Here is a 17,705-nt window from a genome sequence, read left to right on the forward strand (position 1 = left end):
AAAAACTATATTTAAATTCTCTTTTTAGTTCATAAGTTTCATTATTGAAATTGCATAAAAACTCTATAGATATTTTTACATCATACTTCAACTCTCATTCCACATCTATTTCTTTCCTTAATCTTATCCTATCTTAGAAACATATTTCCCACCGTAGCTTCCATAAATAAAACCTCCAATTTGATCGCTTTATTAAAGTAATCAAATCGGAGGTTAATTTGGATGACAACATCGATTTCACTGCCTACAAACCTAGTGCTTTCATTTGTACAGCTAAGCCTTTAAGTTAAGTTCCATATTATGTCAACACCATAGTATTAAACATATTAATTGGACATATATAGATTATACAAGATTAATAATCAATTCATGTTTATCATCAATATGAAGTTTATCTATATATGTTTTATCAATAACCAAAGAATCTTCAATTAGATTTAATTCAATGGTTTTCCCATCTAAAGTAGCTCTACCAATTCTATAAGAGCCATATTCTAATTTTCTTTCGTTTATAAATACGATATTAATTTTCTTATCTCTAAAGGTTGTAAAAATAGATGCTAAATAATTATTATCAAATTGTTCCATAAGCAATTTAGGTTGAATCTTTAAATCCCCTAGGCTACCTTTTATTCCGTATACTTCATTAACCATTGTAAGTAAAAGCCAACTAGCTGCTCCAGTAAGGTAATTATACATGCCTCTTCCTCTTTCATTTATATACTCAGGTATGCCAGGTAAAATTCTACTTTTTTCAAAGTCGCTACAATGCTTATAAATCATACTTAGAATTTCATAACCTTCCTTTACATAACCTCTTTTGTACAATGCGTTAATGTACATAATAGTCATATGACTGAACATAGCACCATTTTCTTTATGCCCATAAGCAAACCCAAAGCATCTTCCCATGTTTAGTTTCACTTCATTAAAGTTACTATTTAGTCTTATGCCGCCAACCTTTTGATCTTTTAAATACTTATTAATAGATAGAATAACTTTTTCTATTTGTTCTTCATCAGCTATATCACCCATTATCGGGAATACTTGACCAGTTAGAGTCATCCTAATACCTGATTTAAACTGACCTTCCAAAGGCTTTCCATCATTATCGTAGTAGCCGTTAAACCATTCAAAGCCATCAGAGGTTTTTACCCATTCATTTTTTCTTATATGTTCTTTTATCCAATTTGCTTTTCGTTCTAAATCACTTGACAGCTCATCTATACTTATCATAGCCTTTTCCCCAGTGACATTATGAATACACAAATCAAAATATGAATTCAATAAGTTATTCTTTTCAGTTACAGAATCATAGTCTATTCTTCCCCTTAAGGTATCAAATAAAGTAGTCATCTCTAATGCTATTTCTATCTCTTCAATCTTTAATTTTTCTTTTATACTTTTTAACAGTTTACTTAAATCCATCAAGTTACTTCCATAGAAAGCCGTAAAAGTGACACTTTCACCTTTTTCCACTGCCATGTCAAGGCCGTCATTCCAATCAGCACCTTCAAGCCTTATATTATTATTTTCACCTACATTAAAGAAAGCAGTTATTTGTTGAAGCAACATATGTTCAATTATACTTCCCATATAAATCGAACCATCATTATTTTTTTGTTTTCTTCCATATTCATCAGTCCATTTAGTGTCCACTTCTCTTGAACGTCTGCACTGTTTATCCTTAAAATATGCTTGTTTTTCAAGTAAAAATTCTAAATCACCGCTACGGTCTATATATAATTTTGTAGTTAAATATGGCCACGCTCCATGATCCATCCATGTTCTGCTAATATTATTTCTGTCTGCAATAAATTCACCAGGTTTACTACCTATAATAGTAGCGTTACTTCCATCAAACCTAACTCCACCGTAGTTATTATATAATAATTCTCTAACTTGTTTAGGTTCCAGTAACAATAATGCTAAACAATCCTGCCAAAGGTCTCTCCAACCTCTACCACCTCTGCCATAGTCATGGTGTGGTAAAAAAGAACATCCATACATTCTTCTCATAATAGGTTGAACTTCCACCCATTTCATCCACATATCAAAATCCCTACTTGAAGATTTAAAACTTAAACTGGAAAGTTTTGTTTCCCAATACAATTTATTTTTTTCTAATTCATCTTCAAATTTCAAAAGTTCGCCATAACTTGATACATACTCTTCTATAGGAAGTCCAGAATCATTAATGCCCATTATTACTATATATGAATTAGATTCTCTAGGCTCTAAAGAGCAATCCTGAAATCTTATTGCCCCTATAGCTTCAAATCCATCAATAGTTTTATATTTTCCACAAAAACTTATCTTATTATTTACTATTGCTTCAGGCCAATCTAGACTTCCGCCCTCACCTACAAAATCTTCTTCAACTGGGCAGAATCCTATTGGACTAGTTCCGTCTCCCTGTACTGCTTGTACTGAATAAACAATATTATTTACTTTGTGACCTCTCTCATCAAAAGTTAAAGTTGGATTAATCACAACACCATACTCATTTGTAGATATTCTATGAAGCAAAGAAGTAACATGCCTGTGATCTCTAATGTTATCCGCTGACCGTCCGTAGATAGGTACTGCAGCAGTAGGAGTAAACTTTATCTTCTTGTCTCCTATATTTTTTATAGTTACTTTCATTAACTCAACCTTGTCCTGATTTACTGGTACAAAGTTAATTATTTCTGAACTTACTCCTAAAACTTTATTTTCTCTCGTTACTTTATGCCACAGATAACCTGCCTCTAATTCCACTTTTTCTTCACTCTCTGTTTTAAAACCCATAAGTTTTTGATAAGCAGAATTGCCTGTTGCTGACCATATAAATTTCTCATCAATATTCAGCCAAAAGTTTCTTGAGTCTAGTGAATTATGTAAATCACGACTAGACACAGGTTGCATTAAAAAAGTATTTTGACTTGTTTTTATATCTCCAGCTAATAAAGGTGTTATTGAACTCATCATTCCTGCTTCATTTGCTAAAGGAAAATATAATCCACTGGTCTTATGTGGATCTTCTAATATGAATTCTCCTTTATTCCCTTTAAAACTCCACGAAGGTATCTTATATTTTTCATTCATGCTACCACTCCTATCTATATTATAATTTAATTCATCGTTTCTTTCTCAACACCAAGGTCATAAACTTTTACATAATCAACTTCCATAGTTTGTGGGAAGATACTGTCATCAATTCCTTTTTGTCCTCCCCAACTTCCACCTACAGCAATATTTAAGATTAAATAGAAAGGTTTATCGTATGGCCAAGCTTTCCAACCATCTTCTTTATCCTTTATTAAATCCAACTCTGTAGTAAAGTATTTTTTACCATCTACAAAGAAATCTATTTTATGAGGTGTCCATTCCATAGAATACACATGGAATTCACTATCTACATTATCCACTTGAATTTGTGCAGCTTTTTGTGTATTAGCTTTCCAATAATACTTTTGAGAGTGGATAGTAGCATGTACTGTCCCATGATCGAATCCAACATGCTCCATTATGTCCATTTCTCCGCTTTGTGGCCATGATCCATATTCACTATCCTTAGGCATCATCCATATAGCTGGCCAAGTTCCAACACCTTTAGGAAGCTTTGCTTTAATTTCAAATCTACCATAAAGCCATGAATCCTTACTTAAAAGCCTTGCAGAAGTATAATCATTAAATTCATATCTTTCTTTTTTTGCAGTAATAATTAATTTGCCATCTTGAACCTTTGCGTTCTCTTTTGAATCAGTATAATTTTGTTTTTCTTCATTACCCCAACCTGATCCACCAAGGTCATATTTCCATCTTTCTTTATTTGGAAGGCCATCTTCATTAAATTCTTCATTATAAATAAGTTTAACGTTGCTCTCATCATATCTTGGAGCATCTTGTGATGTTAAAAAATACTTTCCATATCTAAATATATTTAAGGTTGCATTTCCATCCTCTTCAACCTTAATCCTATCTACAAAACTATATTGATTGCTCTCCTCATCATATCTGTATACATTAACTAGCTCTCCGCACCATTTACTATCCACTACTATTGTAGCTTGCATCTTATATCCAACTTCTAGTTTTTCATCGCCAATAACAAATCCATAAATTTCGTATTCTTTTTCCGAATTTTTTGATATCAAAGTACTAATTTTTTTATTTTCTGCTTCACTTAACTTTTTTGTCATTATACTCATATTACCTTTTTCCTTCCCTTTTAGATCAGAAGTATTAATTTCATACCTCAATCCCTTACCGTTTATTATTAGGATTTTTTTCTCATCTTCGATTTTATTTAGGAAGTCCTTACTAAGAACTTCCGTATGGCCAACATTAACTGTAAATTTGTTCGAACTATCATTTTTTATGGAATTTACTAAGCTTGTCTCGAGTTTTTTTGATGCTTTAGTATCTGTAAACTGTTTGTAAATCACAATACATATGATTAATATAACAAAAGAGATTACTCCAGTTATAAAATACATTCGGCTCTTTTTCTTCATAGTTAGACTCCTCTTAAGTTATCATTTTATATAAATTGAATTTCTACTGTGTGTTCTTTACCATCTTCAAAATTTTCAATTATATTATCATCAATAAAAACATCATCTACTTTTATAGAATATTTTGAATCTTTTAATCTATAAAACCCTAGATTTTTTGAAATTTTTATCTTATATTTTGCCTTCCCTGTATTAATGAATAGTTCTAGATTTTTTTGTTCTTCTTTAAGTATAGGATTGATTTCAATGCCTTTTGATGTGTATTCAATCCCAAAAGCATCAAACAATGATAATGTAAGCCATGTTGAAGTCCCACTTAATGTAGGCCCTATATTCTCACCTGTTTCACTATTATTATATTGTGTGCAAAATCTTGGGTTTCCACAGGTTTCAAATGGCTTTTCCATAGTCTTATAAGGTACAACTAAATCTATCATCCAATATGCAGTATTAGTTAATCTTTTTGCCAATTCAATATCATCAACTTTTTTAGCTGCCTTAAACATTGCACTGGTTGCCATCATTGTAGCGTGTTTAAATATACCCCCATTTTCTCTATCTCCTGGGAAATATTCTCCAGTTGCTGTATTTCTAGCTACCTTTTCCAAGTCAGCAGGACTGATAAGCTTTATGCCATAAGATGTTTTTAAGTGCAGTTCAATTGAATCAAGCATTTTTTCAATTTGTTCTTCAGTAGCACAGTCTGATAAAATTGACCAGTTAAAGGAATTTAAGAAATATGTTCCATCCTTATTAGAATCTGCGGAAAGTTTATCGCCCTTAGCACCTAGATAGGTGTATTCTCCATTTTCATATCTATTAAACAGAACTCTTGCAAAGAAATCTTCTTTCCATCCATGGTTTTGTATATTTTTATAAAGTTTTTCTGAAAGAGTTTCAAGTTTATCATAGTACTTAAAATCTTCTCTCTCTTTTGCAAATACAAGCATTTCATCCATAGCAGATTTTAATAGGAATGCATTCATTACACTCTCAGAATAATCGCTTTCAAATGGTTCTCCATCTTTTCCTGTACAAGCAATCTGTTCTTTATATCTACGTTCCTTTTCTATCCCGTTTATATAATTTGTATCTAGCTTTAAACAATCATTCCAATCTGCAAAATCAAGAAGTGGCATACCATGCTTTCCTATAGAAATTTCTCCCGAATATCTCAAAATAGCTTTCAGTGTTTCATATACACTTCTTGTCTTAGCTTCATTACATCCTGCTACTTCACATTGTTCATCTAATATTGAAGTTTCCCCTGTTATACTTATATATCTGTAAATAGCAGGTATTAACCATAAGCCATCATCTGACCATTTTCCTGGCTCTTTGCCAACCCAGAAGAAATTATGATAGGTATAACCAAATTCAAAGACTTTCTCAACCCACTCTTTAATTAAGTTTTTAACTAATTGCTGTTGACCCATTCCTATAAAATAATACATTGATGCATATATATCTTGTATTTCTCTAAAGCCTATCTCTCTATATCCCTTTTGGGTTTGATCAAATGATCTAGATACAAAAGTTTGATACAATACCTGGAATGGAAGATTTTTATTAACATAAGTATCAAATTGCTTATCCTCTGAATTAACTTGCAAATATCCTCTATATGAATTTAAAAATTCTCTATTTCTATTTATTGCTTTCTCTATTTCTGTCTCATCTTTATACTTTGAAACTAAGTTTTCAATCTGAACTTTAATTTCATCTTCTGTAAAATTATCATTAGTTTTCTCTGATACTAAACCAGTGAAATTATCAACAACTACTTTATCTTTTGGATTGATTGTTAACTGGCTGCTTACTGCGAAGAACCCTGGTCCTTTTCGATTAAGCTTATTGCTAAGTTTAAATACCCCTTCTGGCTTCTCTAATGAACCATTACCTACAAATTCACTGTAGCTTGTACAAAATTCCTTTGCTAAGAATAACTCTTCTTTAGTGTGAGAAATCATTGTATGAAATCTATAATCACCTTTTGTATACATTGGATAATAATCAGGTAATATAGCAAGTATTGATCCATCTTTATCATTTAAAACCTTTGACTGCATAATTACATTACTATATAATACGTCTTCCATTAATGCGCTAGGAACAGCACTTCCAAACATCCCTGTGTACACTATCTTAAGTTTTCTTGATTTATCTGAATTGTTTATTATTCTTATTTGTTGTACCTCTACTGCTATTGGCATATCTTCTTCCTGTTGAAGTAAAAAGATTGTTCTCTCAATAGTAAGCCCACAATGAGTCTTATATAGAATCTTTGTATGGTTTTGAGAATGTATACATTTGCCTTTCTCTATATTCTCATCAGATACATTTGCTGAATAGAATATTTGCTTTCCATCTTCTACTAAGTAAAATTGTCTATTTGCAGGAAATCCATTTTCCTCCTGAAGCATATCCCATCTAGTTGCTAAAACTTGAGTTGCAGCATGAGAACGAAAACTTCCTCTTCCTAGTTTATCTACTACACTTTTAGGTGTTGTCTGAAGCGGATGTGGAAATCCAACTCTGTTACCTAATAACAAATTGGTATAGAAATGTGGTCCAGGAGTTGGAGCCAATAAATCTATTTCATGTTCTCCTTCTTCATTTAAAAATCCCACCCCATAAGTTATCTTTTGTACTATTCTATTTATTTTAAAACTAATATCAGTAGCTAACTGTTTTTCAGTTATTTTACCATTACTACTAGCTATGATATTTACATTGTCTAAACCTTCCGTTAAGGAAATTAGGACAAATTCACTTTCTTCTAAATTATTATCTAATAACTCTGCGATTTCTCTATCTTTAAACAATGCCAATGTAACTGGAATTTTAATTGGCAGATTAGCAACTCCCACTGCGTTTTCATAGGTGCTATCATAATATATTCCATCTATAATACTTTCTTTTTGAATTTTTTCATTAAATATTTCTCTTAGCTTTTGTTCTGCAGATTGCTGAACTTTTCTTGCAACTATTTCTTTCATTCTTTTCCTCCTATATTTGTTATCCTAAATATAACAAAATCAAATTTGAATAACCTTTCTTCTATTATTTTATGTGCTTTCATCATCACGAAATAGTGTACACAATTACTATTTTGTGATAAAAACTTATCAATATACTTTATTGATTATGACTATACTAAAAGTTAAAGCTTGGTCCCCTGCATATGCACAGCTAATTGTTAACATATTATTTTTGCTATACTGAATAACTTAAGATAAAATTATGGGTATCTATAATAGATACCCATAGTAAAATATAAATTTATTCGTAAACTTTTTATTAGCACTAAAATATCATAAGCTCTCTCTGATTAATAAGTTAAAATTTAGTTATGCGAATCTATATAACTTTGCATTTAATAATAAATTGAAAACATCTGAATTATTAAAATTTATACAACAGATTCATCAATTAAGGAAATGTTATCAAAGTAAACAATATGTTCCCCAATCTCAGAGTTATTTCCTACCTTACCAAGATTGTAAACAAACTGCACCTCTGAATCAGTGTCTTTATCCATAGTGAATTCATACTCATAATGATTACCCGATGGAGAAGCTACTATTCCATTTGTTAAAAAGAACGTTTCATAACTTCCACCATTATGCTGTATCGCTAGTTCAATCTCTCTCTGAATTGAAGCTTTTACATCAAAGGATACCTTATATTTATGTCCCTTGGTCATAGTTAATGGATTTAGTTTAAACTGTACATTCCAATTTTCTGTTCCAACCTTCTTAACATTGATTTTAGCTTGACTATTTTCAACTTCAGCAGTAGCATCTGCACCAGGACCACCATTCCAGTTTGCAACTGATAGTGTCCACGGGTTTATTGTAGAATCAAAGCTATTATTGGATACAAGTTCTTTTTGCGTATTTACATTATTATTTGGGTTATCAGGCTTTGGTAACGCTTCTTCGCTTGCTCCATTTACTTCTAACTTTACATTATCAATAAATACATCATGAGCTTTTCCTGCTCCATTTAGTTTTCCCATAAATAATTTCAATGCTAACTGTTGATCAGAAGGAAGTGTAAATTTAAAGGAATAATTCTGCATTTTATCGGTTAAGTTAACTGTCTGTGCTAAGAAACTTGCGTAACTTGCATTTTCCAATGAAACCTTCATTTCTCTATTAACAGTTGCTCTAGCATCAAAAGATATTAAGTACTGAATACCAGCCTTCATATCAAAGGTTTTCCCTGCTGCAGGCTGTTGAAGAATAACATGCCATATGTCCGTACCTGGATTATTTACTGATATCTTCGCTTCGCCATTTTCTTCTATTATTGAAGCATCAGCTGCAGAATCAATATAATGATCCCATTGATTTAACCCGTCAGAAAAATCACCATTTTGTACAAAGAATAGTTGACCAACTTGTGAATAATCAACGAAATCCTTAGTTTTTATCATTGATATATCATCCATATATATAGTCTTTTTATCACCACCAAAATCAAAGACCATTTTTGAATTACTGTCACTTACAGTTGGTGTAAATTCAAAGCTATATTCTTTCATATCCTTTGAAAGTGTAAAGTCTTTAGCTGTGGAATACTTTATGCTACCATCTATATTAGCAAGATAAACTTGTAATGATTTATTATTGGTTACACTGCTCATCACATTTGCTAAGGTGCCTTGTTCCCCTTCTGCTCTTCCTTTAAAAGACACCTTATAGGTGCACTTTTCTTTTAATTCTAATCCTCTTTGATCCATTGAAATATTACTTACGCCATTATATCCTGGATATACATCTAGCTTTAGTTCCCTAGTATTTTCATTTACAGACGCATTCGCTTGTCCATTGACTGCATTAATATTCCAATAAGTCATTCTACTGGTATTGCCTAAATCAAAAGTTCCGTTATAAATCTCTTGACCATTTGCTAATGGTTTCTTGATATCATTATCGTTTCTTATAAACTCAATTTCTTCTAACTTTACATTTCCAATCCATACACCCTTTAAGTCATCACCCACGTTAAATTCCAGTCTAGCCTTTAAATCTGTTTCCGATGCCATATTAAAGGAATAGGAATATGTTTTTACTTCTGAAGTTAGCGGTACCGTATAGTTTCCTGCATATGCAGTGTAACCTCTAGTTTCATCACCGCCTATTTTTACACTTATATTTCTATCTCCAGTGGACTTCGCATCAAATGTCAACTTATATCCTCTTGCTCTTCCAACGGTTACTCTTTGTATAAGCTGTAAAGAATAATCCTGGTTTCCTTTATTTGAAATGTCTATATGAGCAAAATTTTTGTTATTTATCGGCTCTATTGAAACAGATGCTTGTCCTTCATAGCTAGGTAAATTTAGAAATGACCAATATGCTGTATCAGGTACACCTATTATATTGTCCGCTCCTGTAACATCTTTATCAAAATTGCTATTATACACAAAATTACCATCACCTAAAGGAAGTTTTGCATCACTAGAATAAGCCTCTTTGATGGTTGATCTATCTACAGGTGTATCATATGGCTTAGTTTTTTCATATACTCTTACATAATCTACTGCCATAGATTTCGGAAAAACTGTGGTACTATCTGGATCACCATCCCAAGCTCCTCCAACAGCTAGATTTAATATTAAATAAAAGTTTTTATCAAAAGGTGCAGGAAAAGCATATTTATCCGGTTGATTCACCCCTTGACTATACCAGTTAGTTATAGTCTGATAAATGTCTCCATCAATATACCATCTTATTTCATTTGGTTCCCATTCTACAGAATAAGTATGGTAATCTATTATTTTAAAATTAGGGTGCTTCTTTTTAAACTCTAAATCTTGTGAGGATTCTTTTCCGTTTTGAACGTTATTTGGATATGCTTTACCATAATGTATAGTTCCTCTTACAGAATCCATTTTGCTTCCCCAGGCTTCCATTATGTCAATTTCACCTGAAGCTGCCCATTGACCATATTTTTCGCCTTCTGGAAGCATCCATATAGCAGGCCAAAGTCCTTTACCAGCAGGAAGCTTAGCCTTAATTTCAAACTTTCCGTACTTCTTGCTAAATAAATCTTTAGTTTTTACTTTTGCAGAAGTATAGTCATATGGTCCTCCATATTTATCATAGCTTTGTTCCTTTTTTGCAGTTATAATTAGTTGTCCATCTCGTACTTCTACATTATTATCACCTGCGATATAGTTTTGCTTTTCATTGTTACCCCATCCAGCATATGGAGCACCTTCAGCATTGACACCCCAGTTTCCTTCATCAAAGTTCCACTTAGTTTTGTCTAATGCATTTCCGTTAAATTCATCACTCCATGCTAGTGCCCACAGTGGCTTATCCTGATTGGTTCCATTATTATTACTGGTTCCACCATTATTATCTCCATTATTAATGTCTCCGCTATTATTGTTCCCATTAGAGTTTGAACCATTGTTTACATCATTGTTTTTATTAGGAATTGGATTATCAATTCCAGTTGTAATATCCCCATTTATGATGGGATTATTATTATTGTTGACTACACCCTTGTTTTCACCATACTCTACTGTAATGCCATTATTATTTGCTGTAGTAGATTCAGTAATATTATTTACTAAAACTTCATGGCTCTTTTGATCATTTGATAAACTTTCTTTATTATCTGTCTTTGTCTGTTTATCCTTATTATTTATCTTTGTTTGTGAATCTTTATTATCAGTTTTTTTCTCAGTATCTTTACTATCAGTATTTGTATTTAAGCTTTCATCTCTACTAACATTGTTTTTGGTCGTTAAGTATAAAATTGAACTAATTGACAATAAGAAAGCAACTGCCAATGTAACTACAAGGCCAATCTTCTTAGTCTTCATTATTCATTACCTCCATTAATTTTGTAACAGTAACGATCTTTAACCTTATGAATTTTATTTGCAATATACTATATTGGTATTATTTTCAACATTAACCCTTAACAGCTCCTGCTGTCATACCACTTATAAATTTCTTTTGGAGTGCAAAGAATATTATTAATATAGGAATTGTTGTAACAACGCTTGCTGCCATCATTAAGTCATATCTATTTTGGTAATTACCTACATATAGTCTTATGCCAACTGGAATAGTTTGTGTAGAGATATCAGTAGTAAGTATCCAAGCGAAAAGTAATTCATCCCAAGCCATTAAGAAAATATATATTCCTGTAGCAATTATTCCTGTCACAGAAATTGGTAATATTATTTTTATAAAAGCCTCAAATTTGCTACATCCATCTATTCGAGCAGCTTCTTCCAATTCTTTTGGTATAGTAGCGAAAAAGCCTCTTAAAATCCATATACTGAAGGGAATAAAAAATGCTGCATAAGTAACTATTACCCCCGTATAGGTATTTACTATCTTAATTCCAAGATTTTCTTGTATTTTTATAAACATTATATACAGTGGTAATAAAAACATCATTCCAGGAATCATCTGTGTAGCAAGTACTGTCCCACCGAAAGCTCCTGAACCTGGAAACTTATATTTTGCAACTGCATATCCTGCAAAAACTGCTATAGTTAATGTAAGTAATGTAGTTATGCTACAAATAATAAAACTATTCTTAAAATAAGCAAAGAAATTTATGTTTTGCCACATTTCAATGTAATTTTTCCAGTTATTTGGCGTACCTAAAGTTCCTGTTGCTAAATCACCTTGTGTCATCAAAGAGCTTATAACCATCCATGCAATTGGAAATACACTTATTATAATCATAAAAATTAATATAACATTTGCTGCCCAATGCTTTATTTTCTTTTTTCTTCTAAGGCTTTTTGTATAACTCTTACTCATTATTCATCCACCACCAAACTTTCTTTAAATACTCTATACCAAATACCCACAACTATTAGAACACATACCATTACAACAATTGTTGCAGCAGCTCCAACACCAAAATTCCAAGTTTGGAATGAGTTTCTTTGTATGTTTGTCATTAATAAATCTCCCCATTTACCTGGATATCCTGCACCATGTCCAAACATCATAGAAACTATATTATAAGAGTAAACATAATTAATCATTCCAAATAGTAGTTGAATACCTATTATTGGTTTTAACAACGGCAAAGTAATATGTGAAAATTTTTGAATTCCATTTGCACCGTCAAGTTCTGCTGCTTCATAATAATCTTCAGATATATTTTGAAGTCCTGCAAGAAGCATTATCATTACAAAAGGTACATTTCTCCATATTGTTGGAATTATTATTGCAAAGAGTACATTAGATCCAGTCAACCAAAATGGTTTGCTTGGCAATATATGTAGCCAATCGACTAATATTCTGTTTATTATTCCTGTGTCTTGTTGCCACATGAATCCCCAAAGCATACCAACTACATAAGAAGGAACAACCCAAGGAGTAAGTAATAAAGTTCTTGCTAATCCCCTTAATTTAAATTCTCTATTAACTACCATTGCAGCCATTAATCCAATGGCTAAAACAAACACATTACATAGTACTGAATAAATTGCTGTATTTCTTAGTGCATCTAAGAATCCAGAACGCATATTACTTGTAGTATCAAAAAGAACTGTATAGAAATTATCAAATCCTGCAAATGGTGCATGCAAAAATTGCTTTAAAGTAAATTGATTAAGCTTAAGTAGAGAAAAATATAATCCTTCTGACATTGGAATAAGTTGAACAATTATCATGGCAATTAATGCTGGAGCTACAAGTGCATATGCAAATTTATTTTTTATAATTTTTTCTTTAAGACTATACTTGAACCCTTTCTGAGTATTCTCTTTAATTTTTGTTTTCATTAAGCACCTCTCTAAACTATCTATAAAAATTATACAGGGTTGACCCTGTATAATTTTTCATTTCTTTTTTATTGTTTTAAAACAGCATTTACATCGTTAACTGTCGCATCTAATTCCGTTTGAGTTTTAGCTGGGTCATATGCCCCATTAACTCCCATAACATTGTCCCATACATTAGATAATCCTTTTTGGAATAATCCTTCTGATGGAGCCCAACCTGGAACTGATGGATATGCTTTACCATATTGTAATTGTTGCTTAAATACTGAAAGTAGCGGATCATCAGTTATAAACTTATCATCAAATGACTTAGCATTTGCAGGCAAGTTTCCATGTTTTTTAGCATATGCAACTTGAGAATCTGCTGTAGCTAGGTAAGCTAGTAACTTAGCTGCTTCTGGCTTATTCTTTGATGACTTGTACATAGCTAAAGTACTCCCACCAAACAATGCAAATCTACCCTTAGGACCTTCTGGAACCATAGCAATTCCAACTTTACTAGGATCTAACGCCTTGGTACTATCCTTTTCAAATTCAGTCTTTATTGTTTTAGCTAAATATGCACCAGAGAATATTGTTGCATATTCACCTTGATTAAATAGTGCTTCAACTTCAGCAGAATTCTTTTCTAATGCAGCTTTTGGCATTAATCCGTCTGAAGCTAATTCAGTATAGAACTTTACACCTTCGTAAGCTTCCTTAGAGTTAATTACAGCTTTTCCATCTTGAATATATTGTCCGCCTGCTCCCCAGACCCACCATGCGAAGTTATGGACAACGTTCCAGTCATTCTTTCCAGGCATACCAAGAGCAGACATCTTCTTTCCATCAACCTCTACTCCATTTAATTTCTTTAATGCAGCTTTATAACTATCCCAAGTAGCAAAATCCTTTGTTGGATCTACTCCAGCCTTTTGACAAGCATCTTTTCTGTAGAAAATAGCTCTTGTATCAATGAACCATGGCATTGCATATTTTTCTTTTTGTCCCTCAATTTTAGTTGTATCCAATGTAGCTTTAACGAAGGCATCATCTCCCCCAAAATCATTATAGTACGGAGTAAGATCTTCTAAAGCATTCATCGCACCTACTGCTGCCACCCAAGATGTACCTAACTGAGTAATATCCGGTGCCTCACCACTAGTAGCTGCAGCCGTAATCTTAGTCCAAGCTGATCCCCAATCTAAAACTGTTGGTGTTACCTTTATATTTGGATTCTTGTCTAAGAATGGTTGAATAACTTCCATGAAATCTTGATCTGGAGTTCCACTATTTGGCATTATCCAAACATTTAGATTCACTTCCTTATCAGCGTTACTACCATCAGTTTTTGTTGTCTCATTAGTCTTTGATCCACAGCCAATTAAACTTAAAGTCAACACACTTGCCATTAGAGTTGTTAATAATCTTTTCTTCATCTCAATTCTCCCTTCAATTTCTCTTACAACCTTATAATATATCAAATCCGTTTCGACAAGAATGGTATGAAATTACGATAATGTAACAAAAAATTACTAACTTAAAACCTTTACAATATATGAATTAGTTATTAATCTAATTAAAGCTTTGCGCATAATACTTTTTCAAACTTATTTTTAAGAACTTAAACTAAAAAAGGTATATCCCCTTTTAATCAGAGGTATACCTTCTTTAAAATATATAATTATTAAACTGGATCGTAAGACGTCCAATCATAATATGCCTTTATTGGTGTCACTCCATTGTAAGCACCTAACCAAGAATCTACACCAGTTCCTGGCCATAAGTTCATCATAATCTTTCCAGGATGTGATGGAATATTATTATATGCCCTGTACACTTCTCTTCCATCAACTAACCATGCTATATAAGTTGGTTGCCAATTAAAAGCATAAGTATGGAAACTTGTTGATGCATCAAAGCCTAAATTATAAATATATTCATGACCACCTACACCATTGGTATAATAATTGAATTGTACCTTTGTAGTATCTTTTCCTAAAAATTCTATATCTATTTCATCCCATGGAGTATTCTCACTAGGACCTGTGTAAGTAAAAAATGAAGAAACTGTCCCTACATTTTTTGCAGGTTTCATATTTACTTGATAAAGACCATAACCAAATGTACTATTTGAACGATACTCTCCTGCTGCATAAGGTTTTGTTCCACCTTTTGTATCCCTAGTTATAGAAAGTTCCATTTTTCCATTATTAAAATTTACATTACTAGCTCTCCATGTGCAATTGAACATAGATCCATTTGTCCACCCATCAGCTTTTGACCAAGCACTTGTATTTAAACCATTAAAGGAATCAGCAAAGTGAGTTCTAGTCACTGCAGAAACACTTGTAGGCATTACAGTTGCTGAAAAAAAAGTACTTAATAATAATACAGAACAAGTTATAGATTTCAATTTTTTAATTTTCATATTTTTCCCCCTAATTTTAATTCATTAGAATTTTGGTAGCCGTTTACACATCGATGATTTTGTGATGTTAGTTGTTCTTACTTACAATGTAGCTATAAAAACAATTTGCGTAATAAATCTTTTTTGCTTTAACTCCTCCTCTTTATTCTTATTACACCTTTATGATACACTAATTATTTACTTGAATTAATAGTAGGATTTTACTATTATGTAGTAAAAAATTACTCAGTTAAACCTTTACATAATTTTATGAATACTATTTTAAATAACAAAAACACCCAAGTTAAATAAAAGGAGATGCCTTTTAATGACTTTTTAAATCATCTAAAGACATCTCCTTTTCTAATTACCGCACTTCTTATATTCAGCTGGAGTGTATCCCGTATGTTTTTTAAACAGTTTACTAAAATATGCTGTTTCTTTGTAGCCTAATACATCGCTTACCTCATATACTTTATAATCATGTTTTTTTAACAAGATTTTTGCTCTATCCATTTTAGCTTTAGTTAAATATTCTAAAAAGTTTTCTCCCGTCTGTTTTTTAAATATTGAACAAAAATAATTTTTACTTATATTCAAATAATTTGAGATAGATGTTAAAGTAATATCCTCCTCTAAATGATTAAGTACATACTCACAGGCCTTTTGAACTATGTTGTCTCCTTGATTTAGATTGTATTCTTTTATAGCATTAATAAGTGAAGTTATATTATTTGTAAGCCTGTTCTCAATATCATTTAAAGTTTCAACGCCCAAAAATCCCACTTTCGTAATTTCACTTAAATTATATACATCCTCTAAGGCATTATATTTTTTTAGAACATTACTATAAATATTATTTATAACTTGTGTAATTGTTATATTAATCCTAAAGACATCAAAATTCATCATTTGTGTTATCTCTTTTATTAAACCTTGAAGCATACTAATTGAATTTTCTTTTCCTTCAATTATTGAAGCTATCAACGCCTTTTCTTTTTCAAGTGGATAAATAAATTTTTCGTTTCTTAGCTCTTTTAATTGATTAAAGTGAATAAGCTTATTAGTTCCCAAAATATATTTACAATTCAATGCCTCTTTAGCATTTAAGTAGCTTTTGTGTAAAGAATATAACTGATTATATATATTGCCTATCCCTATATTAATTGCCGTTTCTAACGTCTCACCACTTGTCCTAAGAACACTTTTTAATGTTTCTGTGAATGTGTGGTCAAAAGCTGCTGCATCAATTTCTGAATCAGTCTGTACAATGATAAATTTCTTTCCTAATTCACCGTCTAATATAGAAAAATGTACTATCCCATTCTTTTTTAATTCTTCTTCTATGATACTACTAACTGTTTTTTCTAAGTGATTACGTTCATCATTTTCAATTAATTCTTCACTATTAATAACAATCTCATTTATTTCAACAATGGCTACCTGTACCTTATTTTTAATGAGCGGAAGGTCATATTGTGAAATATATTCATCCATAACCATAAGATTTTTGCCTCTTAATAAATCATATAAAACCTTTTCTCTGGATATTGTTTTATTAATATTGAATTCATGATTTTTTTTATCATTTATAGCTAATTTTTTATAAACATTAGCTAATACAATTTCTAATTTTTCACGATCAAGTGGCTTTAATATATAATCAAAAGCTCCAAGCCTAAGCCCTTCCTGAGCATATGAAAATTCATCATATCCACTTAATAGTAACACAGGAATATCTAATTCCATATCTCTTATAGTCCTTAACAATTCTATTCCGCTGACTTTATGCATTTTAATATCTGTAACTATAAAATCAATTTTTTGTTGTTCAAGTTCTTTTAATGCATCCTCACCATCTCTACATTCGCATACAACTTTAAATCCATGTTCTTCCCATTTAACAGTTTTCTTTAGTCCCATTCTAATAATTGGCTCATCATCTACAATCATTACTGAATACAAGTTTATCCACCTTTCAAATAAGTTTCTATGGTTTATCTTATTATTTTAACAGCATCTCTTTTTATAAATTTTCATC

The 17,705-nt window shown here is 31.5% G+C and carries 9 protein-coding genes; all 9 read right to left on the reverse strand.

Translation table 11 applies throughout. From position 1 onward, the window contains the following. Positions 1–345 precede the first annotated feature (345 nt). Positions 346–3,087, reverse strand: coding sequence for a GH36-type glycosyl hydrolase domain-containing protein (locus CLOCEL_RS13570; RefSeq protein ID WP_010076602.1), 2,742 nt, complete (start codon positions 3,085–3,087; stop codon positions 346–348). A 26-nt stretch (positions 3,088–3,113) separates the two neighbouring features. Then, positions 3,114–4,499 carry a glycoside hydrolase family 16 protein gene (locus CLOCEL_RS13575; protein ID WP_010076603.1) on the reverse strand — a complete coding sequence of 462 codons (1,386 nt, stop codon included), beginning with the start codon at positions 4,497–4,499 and terminating at the stop codon, positions 3,114–3,116. 26 nt (positions 4,500–4,525) lie between these two features. Then, on the reverse strand, positions 4,526–7,498 hold the full coding sequence (locus tag CLOCEL_RS13580; protein WP_010076604.1) for a GH36-type glycosyl hydrolase domain-containing protein: 2,973 nt from the start codon (positions 7,496–7,498) through the stop codon (positions 4,526–4,528). Positions 7,499–7,911: 413 nt separating this feature from the next. Continuing rightward, positions 7,912–11,343, reverse strand: a complete 3,432-nt coding sequence (locus tag CLOCEL_RS13585; RefSeq protein WP_010076605.1) for a carbohydrate binding domain-containing protein — start codon at positions 11,341–11,343, stop codon at positions 7,912–7,914. A 91-nt stretch (positions 11,344–11,434) separates the two neighbouring features. Continuing rightward, positions 11,435–12,301 (reverse strand): carbohydrate ABC transporter permease, encoded by an 867-nt coding sequence (locus CLOCEL_RS13590; protein ID WP_010076606.1) that lies wholly within the window; start codon positions 12,299–12,301, stop codon positions 11,435–11,437. Then, the gene (locus CLOCEL_RS13595; protein WP_010076607.1) at positions 12,301–13,275 is read right to left on the reverse strand and encodes a carbohydrate ABC transporter permease; all 975 of its coding nucleotides are present in this window, start codon (positions 13,273–13,275) and stop codon (positions 12,301–12,303) included. Before CLOCEL_RS13595 ends, CLOCEL_RS13590 begins: the two co-directional genes overlap by 1 nt. 68 nt (positions 13,276–13,343) lie before the next feature. Beyond that, on the reverse strand, positions 13,344–14,693 hold the full coding sequence (locus CLOCEL_RS13600) for a sugar ABC transporter substrate-binding protein (protein ID WP_010076608.1): 1,350 nt from the start codon (positions 14,691–14,693) through the stop codon (positions 13,344–13,346). A gap of 248 nt (positions 14,694–14,941) precedes the next feature. After that, complete coding sequence (bglS, locus tag CLOCEL_RS13605; RefSeq protein ID WP_010076609.1) at positions 14,942–15,685, reverse strand: beta-glucanase; 744 nt, start codon at positions 15,683–15,685, stop codon at positions 14,942–14,944. A gap of 342 nt (positions 15,686–16,027) precedes the next feature. After that, positions 16,028–17,629, reverse strand: a complete 1,602-nt coding sequence (locus CLOCEL_RS13610; RefSeq protein ID WP_010076610.1) for a response regulator — start codon at positions 17,627–17,629, stop codon at positions 16,028–16,030. Positions 17,630–17,705: the final 76 nt, after the last annotated feature.

The sequence above is a fragment of the Clostridium cellulovorans 743B genome (genome assembly GCF_000145275.1).
Lineage (GTDB): Bacteria > Bacillota > Clostridia > Clostridiales > Clostridiaceae > Clostridium_K > Clostridium_K cellulovorans.